Here is a 17,753-nt window from a genome sequence, read left to right on the forward strand (position 1 = left end):
ATCCGGTGCCGGTCCCGCGAGGCCTCAGGCGCCGGCTAGCGCCGCCTTCCGCTGCCTGGCCCAGTAGCCCACGCACAGCGCCAGCAGCCACACGGGAATCATGTAAACGGAAACGCGCAGGCCCGGCGTCAGGTACATCACGACGAGCACGCCGCCCAGGAACGCCAGGCACAGCCAGTTCGCCAGCGGCGCCAGCGGGCTCGGGAAACCCGTCACCTGCTTGGCTGCGCGCTTGGCGGCGCGGAAGCGCAGGTGGATCCAGCTGATCATGCCCCAGTTGATGATCAGGGCCGAGACGACCAGCCCCATCAGCATCTCGAATGCCTTGCCCGGCATGAAATAATTGACGCTGACGCACACGGCGGTGGCCACGGCCGAAACGCCCAACGCCGCCAGCGGCACGCCGCGCGCATTCACCTTCAGCAGCGAACGGGGCGCATTGCCCTGCAGGGCCAGGCCATACAGCATGCGGCTGTTGCAGTACACGCAGCTGTTGTAGACGGACAGCGCGGCCGTCAGTACGACCAGGTTCAGCGCATGCGCCACGGCCTTGGCGTCGAGCGCCTGGAAGATCAGCACGAACGGCGACCCGCCTTCCACCACCTTTTGCCACGGGTACAGCGACAGCAGCACGCCGAGCGCGCCGATGTAGAAGATCAGGATGCGGTAGATGGCCTGGTTGGTGGCCTTCGGGATCGTGCGCGACGGGTCGTCCGCCTCCGCGGCCGTGATGCCGACCAGTTCCAGCCCGCCGAACGAGAACATGATGACGGCGATCGCCATCACGAGCCCGGTCACGCCGTTGGGGAAGAAGCCGCCGTGCTGCCACAGGTTGGCGACCGTCGCTTCCGGCCCGGCGCCGCCCGAGGCCAGCAGCCACAGGCCGAAGCCGATCATGCCCACGATCGCCAGCACCTTGATGATGGCGAACCAGAACTCCATCTCGCCGAACGCCTTCACGGTGGTGAGGCTGATCGCATTGATGACGACGAAGAAGGCCAGCGCCGACACCCATGTGGGGATTTCCGGCCACCAGTACTGCACGTAGATGCCGACGGCCGACAGCTCGGCCATGCTGACCAGCACGTAGAGCACCCAGTAGTTCCAGCCCGACAGGAAGCCGGCCAGTGGGCCGCAGTACTTGTCGGCGAAGAAGCTGAACGATCCGGCGACCGGCTCGTCGACGACCATCTCGCCCAGCTGGCGCATGATCAGGAACGCCACGACCCCGGCGATCGCATAGCCGAGCAGCACCGACGGACCGGCCATGCGGATGGTCTGCGCGATACCGAGGAAGAGCCCGGTGCCGATGGCGCCGCCCAGCGCGATCAGCTGGATATGCCGGCTTTTCAGCCCGCGCTTCAAGCCGCCCGCATTATCGATGTCTGCTGCCATGGTCCCCGCCGGTCGTGTTCAAAGAGCACGATTCTATAGCATCGGGAAAGATCTGCGGAAGGCGGCTGGTGACCCGCTAGTGCGGTGGCGCGGCACGCCAGCGCGATGGCGGCATGCCGACCAGCCGGGCAAATGCCCGCGTGAACGCGGCCTCGGACTCGTAGCCGACCTCGAACGCGATCGCGGCCACGCTCGCCGGGCCCTGGCGCAGCAGCGTGGCGGCCACCTCCATGCGCCACCGTGCCAGGTAGCGCGCCGGCGACACCCCCAGCAGCCGGGCGAAGCGTTCGCAGAACGCCGAGCGCGACAGCGCAGCCGCCCGGGCCAGCTCGGCCACGTTCCAGGGATGCCGGGGATCGGCGTGGATCAGCGCCAGCGCGCGGCCCACCTGGCGGTCGCGCAGCCCGGCCAGCCAGCCGGTGGCGTGCTCGGGCAGGCGGGCGGCATGGCGGCGCACGGCGTCGATGAACATCGTTTCGCTGATGCGCTCGGCCAGCGCGCCGCCACCGGGGGTGCTACCGCCCCCCCCGCCATGGCCCGCCATCCCGCAGGCAGCCTGCAGCATCGCCTGCCGCAGCCAGGCGCCATCACCGTCCGCGGGCACGTGCAGCAGCCGCGGCAACGCTTCCAGCAAGGGGTTGAACGGGCCATGGTCGCAGCCGAGGAAGCCGCAGACGATGTCGCTGTGGCCGTCCGGCTGGCGCACCGCTTCGCCCCAGGTCAGGTTATTGCCGTCGATCGCAAGCGGCAACGGCTTCGGCAGCGCATGCGTGTCGCGCATCCAGTCCATCGAGAAAGGCAGCGGCGGCACGCCGGGCGCGCTGGCCATCACGTGCGCATCGCCCTGCGGGAACATGACGATGTCGCCCGGCGCCATGCGCACCGGCGGCTGGCCGGGCAGCGACGCCCAGGCAGTGCCTTCGAGCAGCACGTGGTATTCGATGACGCGGCCGGCGCCGGGCACGACCATGGCGGCGACCTCGGCCGAGGCAGGCGCTGCGACGGCCCATTCGGGCCCCACCGTCACGGCATAGAACACGGCGCCGCGCAGGCGGATGGCGCGCAGCACTTCGGACAGCGTGTCGACCGGCATGGCGCCTCCCCGCAGTGGATTTCCTATCGCGGACGTTTGGTCAAGCATGAACGACGTCCGGACAAGCGTCAAGCAGGGCAGGGTGGCAATAATGGCAAGGCTGCGCGGTGAAGGGCGGCACGCTTTGCGCGTTGCCTTTTTCCCTCCACCGCGCGGCACCATTCCAACAACCTGAAGGAGAATACGATGAATAACCTGGCTGAACCGTCCACCGCCACCCCCGACTTCGCTGCGATCAAGACGCGCCAGCAGGCCACCTGGGCCAGCGGCGACTTCGCGATCGTGGGCACCACGCTGCAGATCGTCGGCGAATTGCTGGCCGAAGCCGCCGACGTGCGGGCCGACGAACGCGTGCTCGACGTGGCCGCCGGCAATGGCAATGCCACGCTGGCCGCCGCGCGCCGCTTTGCCCGCGTGACGTCCACCGACTATGTGCCGGCGCTGCTCGACAAGGGACGCGACCGTGCCCAGGCCGAGGGCCTCGACGTGGCCTTCCAGGTGGCCGACGTGGAAGCGCTGCCGTTCGCCGACGGCGCATTCGACTGCGTGCTGTCGACATTCGGCTCGATGTTCGCGCCGGACCACCACCGCACCGCGGCCGAGATGCTGCGCGTGACGCGCCCCGGTGGCCGGATCGGCCTGGCCAGCTGGACGCCCGATGGCTTCATCGGCAAGATGTTCAAGGTGGTCGGCGGCTATGTGCCGCCGCCGGCCGGCGTGGCCGGCCCGCCGCTGTGGGGCACGGAGGGACACTTGCGGAACATCTTCGGGGATGTCGAGATGCACTGCACGCGGCGCGACTTCAACTTCCGCTACCGCTCGCCGGCGCACATGATGCAGGTATTTCGCGACTACTATGGCCCCGTGCTGAAGGCGTTCGCCGCGCTCGACGCGAACGGGCAGGCGAGCCTGCGGCGCGACCTCGAAGCCCTGGCGTGCGAGGCCGACATATCCGGTGGCGCGTCGCTCGTGGCCCCGGCCGCATACCTGGAGGCGGTCATCGTCAAGCGCTGACCGTTTATACGCACTGCACGCCCGCACCCACGCCGGCCGGCGCGGGTGCGGGCGTGGTGCTGTTCCTTTACAACAGTATCAGACCGCAATCCGCATGTCCGCCCGCATCGCCGGGCGGCGCGGCGCTGACGCGCCATGCCCTGGGCTGCGGCAGCGGCTGCGTCAGGCGTGTGCCGGCTTGCGTGGCAAGAGTTTCAGTGCGGCGAATGCCGCGCCGGCCACGCCCAGTACCACGGCGGCCGTGCTGCCGGAGAAACCAATGGCGTGATCCTTGGCCAGCTTGCCAGCCTGCGGCGCGACCAGCTGCATGCGGCGGCGGGTCATTTCCGCGCCCAGTTCGCTGAGGCGGTCGCGGCTCATCTTGCGCTCGGCATCCGGCAGCAGCACCGTTTCCTCGTCGGCCACGTGGTGCATCACGTCGCGCATCAATTCATGCACCAGCTCATCGTGCTTCGCTTCCGTGGCCTTGGTGGCGCGCAGCTGCGCGATCAGGCGGCGCATTTCGTTGTGCTCGGGTTCCGCCTTCAGCATCGTGGGGTCGGTTCCTTCGAGCTGGCGCATTACCGGGTAGAAGATTTCTTCTTCCAGCGTGGCATGGATTTCCAGGGCGGTGCAGATCGTCTCTGCCAGCGCCTTCTTCACTTTCGGCTTCTGCGTCGTCGTGTACTGGTGGAAGGTCACCAGCGTGTGCGAGTGATCGAAGCGGATCATGTCGGTAATCGTCGGGCTGAGCTTGTTCAGTGAAAACATCTTCTTCTCCTTGAAGTTCTGGCAACGCCCCATCTTAGGCGAGGTTCCCGGCGCCTAGCGTAGGAATAGCTCCCAGGCGAATGTCGGCCTACTGCGCACAAAGCTTACTGATCGGGTTATAGTTCAATTCAGACAAGCACTGCACCAGGAGCGATGATGAGATTCCAGCACCGTGCCTTGAAGCGCAGCACGCTCCCCTTGCAGGGGCGGGGATGGCGCAGCAGGCGCCCGCTGACCCGCTTCGACGACTTGTTCCAGGACCACCCGCAACCGATGTGGATCTACGATCTCGTGACGTTGCGCTTCCTGCGCGTGAACGCCGCGGCCTGCCGCCACTACGGCTACGACGAGGCCGAGTTCCTGCACATGACGATCCGTGAGATCCGGCCGCCGTCGGAACAGGCGCGGCTGAGCGCGGACATTGCCGCCGCGGCGCATGCGCTGCCTCAGTCCTCGGGCGTGTGGACCCACCTGAAGCGTGATGGCAGGCCGATCCTCGTGCGCATTTCCTCGCATGCGCTGATCTACGAAGGGCGCCGCGCGCGCCTCGTGTTCGCGCTGGACGTGACGCAGCAGGTGGCCACCGAACGGGCGCTGTACAAGTCCGAGCAGCTGTACCGGCGCCTGATCGACACCATGCCGCTGCAGGTGTTCTGGAAGGATCTCGGGCTGCGCTACGTGGGTTGCAACCGCCTGTTCGCGCGCGCCTCCGGCCTCGATGATCCGGCCAGCGTGGTCGGCAAGCGCGACCATGATTTCATCCGCCAGCACGCCGCGGCGCAGGGCGCGCACTCCGCGCTTGCCGCGGAAAAAGTTCACTCCGCGCTTGTCGCGGAAAAAGTTCACTCTGCGTTCGCCGCGGAAAATGCCGGCGCCGCGCTGGAAGCCGAGGATCGCATGGTCATCGAGACAGGGCGGCCGGTGCGCGGCCGCGAGCAGACGCTCGTGGCGCCCGACGGGCGCCAGCGCTGGCACCTCGTCAACAAGCTGCCGCTGCATGGCCAGCATGGCGAGATCGTGGGCCTGCTCGGCACGATCGAGGACATCACGGCCAGCCGGGAAGCCGGCGAGAAGCTGCGCCTGCAAAGCCGGGCGCTCGATGCCAGCGTCAACGCGATCCTGATCACGCGCCGCGCCGGCAGCGATGACGTGATCGAATACGCCAATCCCGCGTTTGCGCGCATCTCCGGCTACGAGCTGGCCGAGGTGGTCGGCCAGGACTGCCGCTTCCTGCAGGGCACCGACCGCGACCAGGAAGGCATGCTGGCCCTGCGGGAGGCCTTGCACGGCGACCGCGAAGTGACGGTGGAGCTGCGCAATTACCGCAAGGACGGCACGCTGTTCTGGAACCAGCTGCACGTGGCGCCCGTGCTGGACAGCCACGGCGCGACCACGCACTGGGTCGGCGTCATCAACGACATCACGGCATCGAAGCGCTACCAGCAGGAGCTGGAGCACCAGTCCACGCACGATGCGCTGACGGGCCTGCCGAACCGCAACCTGTTCCACGACCGCCTCGAGCAGGCGATCGCCTACGCGGCCCGCTACGAACACCAGTTGTGGGTCGTGGTGCTGGACCTGGACAACTTCAAGCTGATCAACGACACGCTGGGCCATGCGGTCGGCGACAGCCTGCTGCAGACGGTGGCCGGCCGCCTGCGCAATGCGCTGCGCGACTCCGATACCGTGGCGCGGCTGGGCGGCGATGAATTCATCCTGCTGTTGCCCGACCAGCCGGGCCAGTCCGACGGCACGCTGTCGCCGCGCACCGTGCAGGCCGTGCTCGACGCCGTCAGCGCGCCGATGCGGCTGGGCGCCCACGACCTGGCGCTCACCTGCAGCATGGGCGTGTCGGTGTTTCCGCGGGATGGGGATACCGCCCCCTCGCTGTTCAAGCATGCCGACATCGCGCTGTACCGCGCCAAGGACGGCGGGCGCAACCAGCTGCAGTTCTATACCAGCGAGATGAATGCCCGGGTCACGGAGCGCACCCTGATCGAGGGCCACCTGCGCAATGCGTTGCCGCGGCAGGAATTCGTACTGTACTTCCAGCCGCGCATCGATTGCGTCACCGGGCGCGTGGCCGGCCTGGAGGCGCTGCTGCGCTGGCGCCAGCCCGAGCTGGGCCTCGTCCAGCCGGACCGCTTCATCGGCGTGGCCGAGGAAACGGGGCGCATCGTCGAGATCGGCGAATGGGTGCTCCATGAAGCCTGCCGCCAGGCCAAGGCATGGCAGGATGCCGGACTGCTGCGCGTGCCGGTCGCCGTGAACGTGTCGGCCCGCCAGTTCAGGCAGGCCGGCTTCGTGCAGGAGGTGCGCGGCGCGCTCGAAGCCAGCGGGCTGGCCGCCGAGTACCTGGAGCTGGAATTGACGGAATCGCTGATGATGCAGAACATCGAAGCCGTCATCATGGCGATGCGCAACCTGAAGGAGAGCGGCGTGCGGTTGTCGATCGACGATTTCGGCACTGGCTATTCGAGCCTGTCCTACCTGCGCCGCTTCCCGCTCGATTACCTGAAGATCGACCGCAGCTTCGTGCGCGACATGCTGCACGACGCGCCGGGCTCGGCGATCGTACGCTCGATGATCACGCTGGGTCACAGCCTGGGCTGCCGCATCATCGCCGAGGGGGTCGAGACATCTGACCAGCTCGGTTACCTGACGCAGGAGGGCTGCGACGAAATCCAGGGCTACCTGTGCAGCCGGCCCTTGCCGGGCGAGCAGGCGGGGGAACTGTTATATCTGGAGGGGTAGGAGGCCGCGCAGCGAAGCGCCGCGCCGGCGGCGAACCATGAAAAACGGCGGGCTATGCCCGCCGTTTTTCATGGGATCGTCACAGCGCTCAGTTGCGGATCTCCAGCGCGCGGTTCACCGACAGCGCCGCCAGCGATGCCACGGCGCCGGACAGCAGGTACAGGCTCACGTAACCCAGGCCGTAATGCGCGGACAGGCCGAGCGCGACCAGCGGTGCGAAACCGGCACCGACCAGCCAAGCCAGGTCGGAGGTCAGCGCGGCGCCGGTGTAGCGGTGGCGCGGCGCGAAGTTGGCGGTCACGGCGCCGGCAGCCTGGCCGTACGACAGGCCGAGCAGGGCGAAGCCGACGAAGATGAAGATGGTCTGGCCCGAGTCGCCACCCTGCATCAGGGTCGGCACGAAACCGGAGAACACGGCGATGAGCGCGGCCAGCGTGCCCAGCGTGGTGCGGCGGCCGAAGCGGTCGGCGATCACGCCGGAGGCCAGGGTGCCCAGCAGGGCAACGCCGCCAGCCCAGAACTGCAGCCACAGGAAGTCGCCGATCGGCCGGGTCGAGTACAGCTGCACCCACGACAGCGGGAACACCGTCACCAGGTGGAACAGCGCGTAGCTGGCCAGCGCGGCCAGGGCGCCGATGATCACGTTGCGGCCCTGCGTGTGCGACAGCTCGGACAGGCTGACCGGTTCCAGCTCGCGCTCATCGAGCAACTTCGAATACTCCGGCGTCGACACGAGGCGCAGGCGGGCAAACAGTGCGACCACGTTGATGGCGAAGGCCACGAAGAACGGATAACGCCAGCCCCAGTCGAGGAAGTCCAGCGCCGACAGGTTGGCGACCATGTAGGCAAAGATGCCGGCGGCGATCATGAAGCCGGCCGGCGCGCCCAGCTGGCCCAGCATCGCATACCAGCCCCGCTTGTGCTGCGGCGCATTCAGCGCCAGCAGCGACGGCAGGCCGTCCCACGAACCGCCCTGGGCCACGCCCTGGCCGATGCGGAACAGGGCCAGCAGCACGATGGCCGTGGTGCCGGCTTCGGCGAACGAGGGCAGGAAGGCGATGCCGACGGTGGAAATACCCAGCAGGAAGAGGGCACCGGTCAGCTTGCCTTCGCGCGAGAAGCGCCGCTGGATCCACATGAAGATGACGGTGCCGAACGGGCGTGCGATGAAGGCAAAAGAAAAGATGACAAAGGAATACAGGGTTGCCGTCAACCGGTCGTCGAACGGGAAGAACAGCGAAGGGAATACGAGCACCGAGGCGATCGCATAGACGAAAAAGTCGAAATATTCGGATGCTCGGCCAATCACCACGCCCACGGCGATTTCGCCGGGATGGATTTCCCCATCGCGAGCATTAATGTTGCGTGCGCCGCTGCTGGTGGGACTTGGCTGATAATCCGCCGGGATGTTACTTCCGTCATAGGTAGTCGTTGCCATATTCGTCTCTCATGGTTTGTACACAAGTTCTTGCGAACTGCATTGGACAAGTTGAATCCACGATGAAACCTTACCTCGACTGTTATTGCCTCGACTGTGCGCCGCAATACATAAATGAAACATCGATGAAGCGCTGGCGGAAGTTTCATGAAGTGCAAGTCGACGACAAATCCGGGAAAGCACGATGAATCTCTTCCATGAACCGTTTGTCCGCTTGCTGCCAGTACCACACGATGCGTTCGGCGCCACGCTCGATGCAAATCACAGAACTGCCCAGAAATGGCCAGCCGGGGTGGGACAAAGTGTCCAATTCCATTTCGCACGCCTGTGACGGTACAGTAGCATGTTCTCAATCCTCTGTAGCGCACATAACTTAATGAAATCATCCATTGTTCGCAGTGGACTGGGTCTTCTCCCCCTGTTGTGGCTTACGGGCTGCAATACGGTGGTGTTGAATCCGTCCGGTGATATCGCGGCGCAGCAGGCTCATCTCGTGGTCGTTTCGTTCCTCCTGATGTGTCTGATCGTCGTTCCCGTCATTTTCCTGACCCTGTGGTTTGCCTTCCGTTATCGGAAGAGCAACACCTCGGCCAAATACGATCCAGACTGGGATCACTCCACGAAGCTGGAACTGGTCATCTGGGGCGTGCCCCTGCTGCTGATCATCGTGCTGGGCCTGATCACGTGGATCAGCACCCACCTGCTGGACCCGTATCGTCCGCTGCAGCGCATCGACCATGCGCGCCCGCTGCCGGCCGACGTGCGGCCGATGGAAGTGCAGGTCGTGGCGCTGGACTGGAAGTGGCTGTTCATCTATCCGGAGCAGGGCATCGCGACCGTGAACGAGCTGGCCACGCCGATCGACCGTCCGATCCGGTTCCGCATTACCGCCTCGTCCGTGATGAACGCGTTCTACATCCCGGCAATGGCAGGCATGATCTACGCCATGCCGGCCATGGAAACGCAGCTGAACGCCGTGATGAACAAGACCGGTGTCTATGACGGCTTCTCGTCGAACTACAGCGGTGCCGGCTTCACGCACATGCGCTTCAAGTACCACGCCATGAACGACGCCGACTTCAACGCCTACGTGGCAAAGGTGAAGGCCGAGGGCGGTTCGCTGCAGCGCCCCGAGTATTCGCAGCTGGCCAAGCCGAGCGAGAAGGACCCCGTGCGCCGCTGGGGCCAGGTCGACGGCACGCTGTACAACGCCATCCTGAACCTGTGCGTCGAGCCGGGTAGCCAGTGCATGGCGCAACAGATGCATGACGATGCGAACCGCAACGCCAAGCACCGGGCCCACCAGGAAGCGCGCAGGCAGGGTGCCAGCGAGGTCGCCAAGCTGGCGCGAGCCGACGCAGAGATCTGCACGACACCTGCGGACAAGACCAAACTTTCCATGAAGAGCAACAATGCAATCGTATCCAACTGAAACCGATCCGATCTTCGGAAGGCTGACCTGGGAAGCGATCCCATATCACGAGCCGATCCTGATCGCCACGTTCGCCGGCGTTCTGCTCGGCGGGATCGCCCTGGTCGGCGCAATGACGTATTTCCGCGTCTGGGGCAACCTGTGGCGTAACTGGATCACCAGTATCGACCACAAGAAAATCGGGATCATGTACATGATCCTGGGCCTCATCATGCTGCTGCGCGGCTTCGCCGACGCGCTCATGATGCGTGCCCAGCAGGCCATCGCCTTCGGCGACAATGCCGGCTTCCTGCCGCCGCACCACTACGACCAGGTCTTCACCGCCCACGGTGTGATCATGATCTTCTTCGTGGCGATGCCGTTCGTGACGGGCCTGATGAACTACGTGGTGCCGCTGCAGATCGGTGCGCGCGACGTGGCGTTCCCGTTCCTGAACAACTTCTCGTTCTGGATGACGACGATGGGCGCCGTGCTGGTGATGGCGTCGCTGTTCATCGGCGAATTCGCCCGTACCGGCTGGCTGGCCTATCCGCCGCTGTCCGGCATTCTCGCGTCCCCGGACGTCGGGGTGGACTACTACATCTGGGCATTGCAGATCGCCGGGGTGGGCACCTTGCTCTCCGGCGTCAACCTGATCGTCACCATCGTCAAGATGCGCGCGCCGGGCATGGACCTGATGAAGATGCCGGTGTTTACGTGGACCGCGCTGTGCACGAACATCCTGATCGTGGCCGCCTTCCCGGTGCTGACCGCCGTGCTGGCGATGCTGGGCATGGACCGCCTGCTGGGCACGCACTTCTTCACGAACGAAATGGGTGGCAACGCCATGATGTACGTGAACCTGATCTGGATCTGGGGCCACCCCGAGGTGTACATCCTGATCCTGCCTTGCTTCGGCATCTTCTCGGAAGTGGTATCGACGTTCTGCTCGAAGCGCCTGTTCGGCTACACCTCGATGGTGTATGCGACCTGCGTGATCATGATCCTGTCGTACCTGGTCTGGCTGCACCACTTCTTCACGATGGGCTCCGGCGCGTCGGTGAACGCCTTCTTCGGCATCACCACGATGATCATCTCGATCCCGACCGGCGCGAAGCTGTTCAACTGGCTGTTCACGATGTACCGCGGCCGCATCCGCTTCGAACTGCCGATGATGTGGACCATTTCGTTCATGGTCACGTTCACGATCGGCGGCATGACAGGCGTGATGCTGGCGATCCCGCCGGCCGACTTCGTGCTGCACAACTCGCTGTTCCTGATCGCCCACTTCCACAACGTGATCATCGGCGGCGTGCTGTTCGGCCTGTTCGCGGGCATCAACTACTGGTTCCCGAAAGCGTTCGGCTACAAGCTCGACGTCTTCTGGGGCAAGGTCTCGTTCTGGCTGTGGACCATCGGTTTCTACGTGGCCTGGCTGCCGGTGTACGCACTGGGCTTCATGGGCGTGACGCGCCGCCTGAACATGATGGAAGATCCGTCCCTGCAGCCGTACTTCGTGGTCGCCTTCATCGGTGTGCTGATGATCGCCGGCGGTATCGGCGCGATGCTGATGCAGTTCTTCGTGTCGTTCATGCGTCGCAAGCAGTTGCGCGACGTGACGGGCGATCCGTGGGAAGGCCGTACGCTGGAGTGGTCGACGTCGTCGCCGCCGCCGGACTACAACTTCGCGTTCACCCCGGTCGTGCATGACAACGACAGCTGGGCCGACATGAAGAAGAACGGCTACCAGCGTCCGCTGAAGGACTACGTGAAGATCCACATGCCGGCCAACACCGGCGCGGGCTTCATCATCGCGGCGCTGTCGGCCGTGGTCGGTTTCGCCATCATCTGGCACATGTGGCTGCTGGCTGGCGTCGGGTTCGCCGCCATGATGGTCGCGATCATCGTCCACACGTTCAACTACAAGCGCGATTTCTACATTTCGGCGGAAGAAGTCACCCGTTCCGAAGAACGCCATACCGCTTTGCTGGGAAGCCATGTCTGATACCTACGTAACCTCCGCCGGCGCGGCCAGCGCCGACCCGAGCTCGCGCTACCTGGTGCGCGAGCACCATCCGGAAAACGGCACCATGCTGGGTTTCTGGATCTACCTGATGAGCGACTGCCTGATCTTCGCCTGCCTGTTCGCGACCTATGCCGTACTGGGTCGCAACTATGCCGGCGGCCCGGGCGGCGCCGAACTGTTCGACCTGAAGCTGATCGCGCTGAACACGGCGTTCCTGCTGTTCTCGTCGATCACGTATGGCTTCGCCATGCTGCAGGCCAAGGCAAGGAACAAGTCCGGCACGCTGCTGTGGCTGGGCATCACCGGCGTCTTCGGCCTGCTGTTCCTGGCGGTGGAAATCTATGAATTCCACCACCTGATCCACCTGGGCGCGGGCCCGCAGCGCAGCGGTTTCCTGACGGCGTTCTTCGCGCTGGTCGGTACCCACGGCCTGCACGTGACGTTCGGCGCGATCTGGCTCGTGACGCTGATGGTCCAGATCAGCAAGCACGGCCTGATTCCGGAAAACCTGCGCCGCCTGAACTGCCTGTCGCTGTTCTGGCACTTCCTGGACGTGATCTGGATCGGCGTGTTCACCTTTGTCTACCTGATGGGAGTCCTGCCATGAGCGACCACAAACATCATCACGGCCATGGTCATGACGATCACGGTCACGGCCACGACGACCATCACGACGGTTCGGCCGTGCACGGCTCGATGAAGGATTACGTGATCGGCTTCGTGCTGTCCGTGATCCTCACCGCGATCCCGTTCTACCTCGTGATGAACAACGTGATCACGGATCCGGCCACCACCGGCTTCGTGATCCTGGGCTTCGCCGCCGTGCAGATGGTCGTGCACATGGTGTACTTCCTGCACATGAACGCGAAGTCGGAAGGCGGCTGGAACATGCTGGCCCTGATCTTCACGGTCATCATCGTCGTCATCACATTGGCTGGTTCGCTGTGGGTCATGTACCACATGAACAAGAACATGATGCCGAACATGCCGCATATCATGACGCCGCAGCAGGCGCACGACATGCCATGAACGACGCGCCACACCGTGGCGCCGAGCAAATGCCGCACGGTAGCGCGCGGGCAGCGGGTCCCTCCAGGGGAGCCCGCATCGCCCTCGCCGCCGCTGCGGCATTTTTCTTTTGCGCCTTTGCTTTTCTCGGCAGCTGGCAGGTCAAGCGGCTGCAATGGAAACAGGATCTGATCGCCCGTGTCGAGGCGCGGGTCCATGCCGACCCGGTGCCGGCACCGCGCGCCGCCGAGTGGCCCCGCGTGGCCGTCGACACGCACGAATACCTGCGCGTGACCATCCGCGGCACGTTCCTGTATGACTACACCACCCGCGTGCAGACGACGACGGCGCTGGGCATCGGCTTCTGGCTGATGACGCCGATGTGCACGGAGGACGGCATCGTGTTCGTCAACCGCGGCTTCGTGCCGATGAAATCGGGAGACCTGAATTTGCCGCCGCCGCCGGTGGCGTCGGGAGACGTTTGCGCGCAGGTGCGTTCACCCCAGCGGCAGGTGCCGGGGTCCGACCCGCCGGGTCTGACCCCAGGTGTTGCTTCCGGGGTTAATCCAGAGATCGAGATCACGGGCCTGTTGCGCTTTCCCGAACCGAAAGGGCGCATCCTGCGCGAGAACGATCCGGCGGGCGACCGCTGGTACACCCGCGACATCGGCCCGATCGCGGCGAAGCGGGGCATGCCACGCGCGGCGCCGTTCTTTGTCGATGCGCCCGCCGGCCAGGAACATCCGCGCGACGGCGACGAAAAACCGACCGGCGGCCTGACGGTCATCGCGTTTCCGAACAACCACCTGGTCTATGCGCTGACGTGGTTCGGGCTGGCCGCGATGGTCGTGGGCGGCTATTATCTCGTGCTGCGCTATGACAGGCGCCGGACGAAGGGAACGGATGACGGAACGGACTGAGGAACAGGGTACTGCCGAGCGGGGCAAGCCGGACGGTCAGCGCGAGCAGGTGGCGGCGGCCGGCGTGGAGTACGCGGCCGGCCACAAGAACATGATGCAGCTGATCCAGCTGCGCTGGATCGCCGTGTTCGGCCAGGTGGCCACGATCACCGCCGCGACCTATGTCTATGACATCGTGCTGCCGCTCGTTCCGATGCTGCAGGTGCTGGCCTGCCTGATCGCGTTCAACGTGGCCAGCCACCTGCGCTGGCACGAGGTGCGCTACGTGCGCAACACCGAACTGTTCATGGCGCTGCTGGTGGACGTAGCCATCCTCACCTCGCAACTCTACCTGTCCGGCGGCGCCACGAATCCGTTCGCGTTCCTGTACCTGCTGCAGGTGATCCTGTCGGCCGTGCTGCTGGCGCCGCCCTATGCCTGGACGTTCGTGCTGGTCACGGCCGCCTGCCTGGCCGGGCTGTCGCGCAACCACCTGCCGTTGCCGCTCGACGTGGAGCACGCGGGCGGCGTGCTGTCGCTGTACGTGCAGGGGATGCTGATCTGCTTCATGCTGAACGCGGCCCTGCTCGTGTTCTTCATTACCCGCATCACCGCCAACCTGCGTGCCGGCGATGCGCAGCTGGCCAACCTGCGCCAGCGCGCCGCCGAGGAAGAGCACGTGGTTCGCATGGGCTTGCTCGCCAGCGGCGCCGCGCACGAGCTGGGCACGCCGCTGGCCACGCTGTCCGTCATCCTCGGCGACTGGAAGCGCATGCCGGAGTTCTCCGGCAATCCCGAGCTGCTGGAGGAGATCGCCGAGATGCAGGCGCAGCTGAAACGCTGCAAGGCAATTGTGTCCGGCATCCTGCTGTCGGCGGGCGAGGCCCGCGGCGAGTCGTCGACGAAGACGACGCTGGCAACGTTCCTCGGCGAACTGGCGCAGGAATGGCGCAGCACCCGCCCCGTGCAGCATTTCTTTTACTTCAACCGCATCGGCGAGGACTTGCCGGTGGTGTTCGACGAGACGCTCAAGCAGATGATCTGCAACGTCCTCGACAACGCGCTCGAGGCGTCGCCGGTGCGGGTGGAACTCGAGGCCACGCGCGAGGACGGCCACCTGATCCTGCGCGTGACCGACACGGGCCCGGGCTTCGACCCGGCGGTCCTGGCGCAGATCGGCAAACCGTATAATTCCACCAAGGGCAAGCCTGGCAGCGGCCTGGGCCTGTTCCTCGTGGTCAACGTGGCGCGCACGCTGGGCGGCACCGTGGCGGCGCGCAACCGCGCCGCCGACGGCAAGGCGGGCGCCGAAGTCACGATCCGCCTGCCGCTGTCGTCCATCGCTCTCGACGGCATCGCTCCCTGATGCATCTCGCCTGATGCCTTGACCCGAAACCATCGAACCCCCTGCTGGCCAACCATGATCGACATGACCGAAGAACAACGCTGCCTGCTGATCGTCGAGGACGACGAAGCCTTTGCCCGCACGCTGGGCCGCTCGTTCGAGCGGCGCGGCTACCGCGTGCTGCATGCCGCCAACGTGGACGAGGCGGCGGCGCTGCTGGGCGACCATGCGCCTGGCTATGCCGTGGTGGACCTGAAGCTGAAGGGCAATTCGTCCGGCCTGGCCTGCGTGCAGCTGCTGCACCAGCACGATCCCGACATGCTGATCGTGGTACTGACCGGGTATGCCAGCATCAATACAGCCGTCGAGGCGGTCAAGCTGGGCGCGGCGCAGTATCTTGCCAAGCCCTCGAACACGGACGATATCGAAGCCGCGTTCGCCCACGTGGCAGGGAGCGCCGATGTCGAGCTGACGGGGCGCGCCACGTCGGTGAAGACGCTGGAGTGGGAACACATCCACGCCGTGCTGGCCGAGACCGAATTCAATATCTCGGAAGCGGCGCGCCGCCTCGGCATGCACCGGCGTACGCTGGCGCGAAAACTCGAGAAGCAGCGGGTGAAGTAGGGCGCAGAGGCCGTGCCGGGCGGATGATGCATGGGCGCGACACAGGCACGGCGCACGATTTGCCGTGACGGGCAGGCAGAAGGGAAACACGGTACAATATTGTTGCTCTGTGTTAATTAAATTGCACAAGCCAGCATGGTGCCCCATCCCCGCATCGCCTTTTGTCCCGCTTCCCGGCCACATCACGATACGACCACCATGACCTGTCCCCATGAAGGCGCGCGCCTCGAAGCGCTCCGCAAGCTCGACCTGCTCGACACACCTCCTTCCGAAGCGTTCGACCGCATCACCCGCATGGCGGCGCAGATGTTCAATCTGCCCGTCGCCGCCGTGTCGCTGACGGACAGTGACCGGCAATGGTTCAAATCGCGCGTGGGCGTCGACCACTGGTCGATTCCCCGACTGCAGGCCCCGTGCGGGGCCGTGGCGGAGACGGCGGAGTTCGTGGTCATTCCCGACCTGCTCGAGGACCCGGGCTATCGCGACAGCCACCTGGCCCGCAACGGCGTGCGCTTCTATGCCGGTGCGCCGCTGACGACACGCGACGGCCACGCGCTGGGCGCCATGTGCGTGCTGGGCACCGCACCGCGCCAGATCACGCAAAGCGAGCGGGCCATGCTGTCCGACCTGGCGGCGATGGTCATGTCGCAGATCGAGTTGCAGCACGCGCTGGGCCGGATCGACCCGATCAGCGGGCTGCCGAACCGCAATCAGTACATCGACGATTTCAGCGACCTCGAACGGGACCGGCCGCGCGGCGAGGAACGGCTGGCCATGCTGGTGCACCTGGCCAGCGCCGAGCAGCTGGCCAATGCCGCGCGCGTGATGGGTTCGACCTATGTGGACGGCCTCGTTGCCGAGGCGCTGCGCTCGTTCCGCGTGGCGTTCGGCGCGGGCACGAAGATGTACCACGTGGCGGCCACCCAGTTTCTGGTGCTGGTGGCGCCGGACATGGCGCTGGCCGAGTGCCATGCACGCGTGGATGCGTGGCTGCAGGGGCGGGATGCCAGGTCGACGTCGCGCTTCGTCACCACGCCGGCCGTCGGCATCGCGCCATTCGTCGTCGGTGCCACAGAAGCGCTCGACGTGCTGCGCATTGCCCAGGGCGCCGTGCACGATGCCTACGCCGGCGGCATGCAGGTGGCCGTCCATTCGTCGGCGCAGGATGCCGCCTACCAGCGGCGCTTCACGCTGCTGACCGAATTCGGCACCGCGCTCGAGGCGCGCAACCAGCTGCGGCTCGTCTATCAGCCCCGCATCGACCTGGCGACGGGGGCCTGCGTGGGTGCCGAGGCGCTGCTGCGCTGGTGCCACCCGGAGCTGGGCGGCATCTCGCCCGGCGAGTTCATGCCCATCGTCGAGCAGACGTCGATGGCCCGGCCCGCCACCGCATGGGTCGTCGACGCCGCGCTGCGCCAGTTGCGCGCCTGGCAGGAGGCGGGCCTCGCGCTGACGCTGTCCGTCAACGTGGCCGCGCCGAACCTGCTCGAACCCGATTTCGCTGCGGGGATTGCGGCGCAGCTGCACCGCCACGGCGTGCCACCCGGGCGGCTCGAGCTGGAAATCACCGAAAGCGCCGCGATGGGCAACCAGGCCGCGGCGGACCGCACGCTGGCGGCATTGCACGCGGTGGGCGTGCGCATCGCGATCGACGACTTCGGCACCGGCTACAGCAGCCTGTCCTACCTGCAGAGCATTCCCGCCCATGTGGTGAAGATCGACCAGGGCTTCGTGCGCGGCATCGACACGGATGAGCGCAAGCGCGTCCTGGTGAGCGCCATGGTGTCTCTTTCGCACGACCTCGGGTATCGGGTGGTGGCCGAAGGCGTCGAAACGGAGGCGGCCGCCGCGTTGGTGCGGGCGGCCGGCTGCGATGAGGCGCAGGGCTGGCTGTATGCCCGGGCGCTGGAACCGGCGCAGTTCGCCGAATGGCATGCGGAGCGGACGGCATGCGTGCCGGCCATTGGCAACGCCGGGCCTTCTCACCCATACTAGG

At 65.8% G+C, this 17,753-nt stretch carries 14 protein-coding genes; 10 read left to right on the forward strand and 4 right to left on the reverse strand.

Annotated features, from left to right (window positions below; genetic code table 11):
* Positions 1 to 24 precede the first annotated feature (24 nt).
* Positions 25 to 1,395, reverse strand: coding sequence for an amino acid permease (locus EWM63_RS26840; RefSeq protein ID WP_130189264.1), 1,371 nt, complete (start codon positions 1,393 to 1,395; stop codon positions 25 to 27).
* Between the two features lie 76 nt (positions 1,396 to 1,471).
* Positions 1,472 to 2,488, reverse strand: a complete 1,017-nt coding sequence (locus tag EWM63_RS26845) for an AraC family transcriptional regulator (protein WP_130189265.1) — start codon at positions 2,486 to 2,488, stop codon at positions 1,472 to 1,474.
* Between the two features lie 186 nt (positions 2,489 to 2,674).
* Here EWM63_RS26845 and EWM63_RS26850 point away from each other — a divergent pair, with 186 nt between their 5' ends.
* Positions 2,675 to 3,502 (forward strand): class I SAM-dependent methyltransferase, encoded by an 828-nt coding sequence (locus tag EWM63_RS26850; protein ID WP_130189266.1) that lies wholly within the window; start codon positions 2,675 to 2,677, stop codon positions 3,500 to 3,502.
* 162 nt (positions 3,503 to 3,664) lie between these two features.
* On the opposite strand, the gene EWM63_RS26855 is transcribed toward EWM63_RS26850, so the two are convergent.
* Positions 3,665 to 4,252 carry a hemerythrin domain-containing protein gene (locus tag EWM63_RS26855; RefSeq protein ID WP_130189267.1) on the reverse strand — a complete coding sequence of 196 codons (588 nt, stop codon included), beginning with the start codon at positions 4,250 to 4,252 and terminating at the stop codon, positions 3,665 to 3,667.
* 153 nt (positions 4,253 to 4,405) lie between these two features.
* Here EWM63_RS26855 and EWM63_RS26860 point away from each other — a divergent pair, with 153 nt between their 5' ends.
* On the forward strand, positions 4,406 to 7,006 hold the full coding sequence (locus tag EWM63_RS26860; protein WP_130189268.1) for a sensor domain-containing protein: 2,601 nt from the start codon (positions 4,406 to 4,408) through the stop codon (positions 7,004 to 7,006).
* An 88-nt stretch (positions 7,007 to 7,094) separates the two neighbouring features.
* On the opposite strand, the gene EWM63_RS26865 is transcribed toward EWM63_RS26860, so the two are convergent.
* Positions 7,095 to 8,444, reverse strand: coding sequence for an MFS transporter (locus EWM63_RS26865; protein WP_130189269.1), 1,350 nt, complete (start codon positions 8,442 to 8,444; stop codon positions 7,095 to 7,097).
* A 376-nt stretch (positions 8,445 to 8,820) separates the two neighbouring features.
* Here EWM63_RS26865 and cyoA point away from each other — a divergent pair, with 376 nt between their 5' ends.
* From cyoA to EWM63_RS26905, 8 genes are all read left to right on the forward strand, one after another.
* A complete protein-coding gene (gene cyoA, locus EWM63_RS26870) occupies positions 8,821 to 9,876 on the forward strand; it encodes a ubiquinol oxidase subunit II (RefSeq protein WP_130189270.1) in 1,056 nt (351 codons plus the stop codon).
* The gene (gene cyoB, locus EWM63_RS26875) at positions 9,857 to 11,860 is read left to right on the forward strand and encodes a cytochrome o ubiquinol oxidase subunit I (RefSeq protein WP_130189271.1); all 2,004 of its coding nucleotides are present in this window, start codon (positions 9,857 to 9,859) and stop codon (positions 11,858 to 11,860) included. The genes cyoA and cyoB overlap by 20 nt, the downstream gene beginning before the upstream one ends.
* Positions 11,853 to 12,488 carry a cytochrome o ubiquinol oxidase subunit III gene (cyoC, locus tag EWM63_RS26880; RefSeq protein ID WP_130189272.1) on the forward strand — a complete coding sequence of 212 codons (636 nt, stop codon included), beginning with the start codon at positions 11,853 to 11,855 and terminating at the stop codon, positions 12,486 to 12,488. The genes cyoB and cyoC overlap by 8 nt, the downstream gene beginning before the upstream one ends.
* Positions 12,485 to 12,910: a cytochrome o ubiquinol oxidase subunit IV gene (gene cyoD, locus EWM63_RS26885; RefSeq protein WP_130189273.1), complete on the forward strand. Its 426-nt coding sequence runs from the start codon at positions 12,485 to 12,487 to the stop codon at positions 12,908 to 12,910. The genes cyoC and cyoD overlap by 4 nt, the downstream gene beginning before the upstream one ends.
* Entirely contained in the window at positions 12,907 to 13,809 is a 903-nt protein-coding gene (locus tag EWM63_RS26890; RefSeq protein ID WP_130189274.1) for an SURF1 family protein, read from the forward strand. Before cyoD ends, EWM63_RS26890 begins: the two co-directional genes overlap by 4 nt.
* Positions 13,793 to 15,154 (forward strand): ATP-binding protein, encoded by a 1,362-nt coding sequence (locus tag EWM63_RS26895; RefSeq protein WP_130189275.1) that lies wholly within the window; start codon positions 13,793 to 13,795, stop codon positions 15,152 to 15,154. The genes EWM63_RS26890 and EWM63_RS26895 overlap by 17 nt, the downstream gene beginning before the upstream one ends.
* Before the next feature lie 63 nt (positions 15,155 to 15,217).
* Positions 15,218 to 15,757, forward strand: a complete 540-nt coding sequence (locus EWM63_RS26900) for a response regulator transcription factor (RefSeq protein WP_130189276.1) — start codon at positions 15,218 to 15,220, stop codon at positions 15,755 to 15,757.
* 198 nt (positions 15,758 to 15,955) lie between these two features.
* The gene (locus EWM63_RS26905; protein ID WP_130189277.1) at positions 15,956 to 17,752 is read left to right on the forward strand and encodes a sensor domain-containing phosphodiesterase; all 1,797 of its coding nucleotides are present in this window, start codon (positions 15,956 to 15,958) and stop codon (positions 17,750 to 17,752) included.
* The last annotated feature ends 1 nt before the right edge of the window (position 17,753 follow it).

The organism is Pseudoduganella lutea (assembly GCF_004209755.1).
Taxonomy (GTDB): Bacteria; Pseudomonadota; Gammaproteobacteria; order Burkholderiales; family Burkholderiaceae_D; genus Rugamonas; species Rugamonas lutea.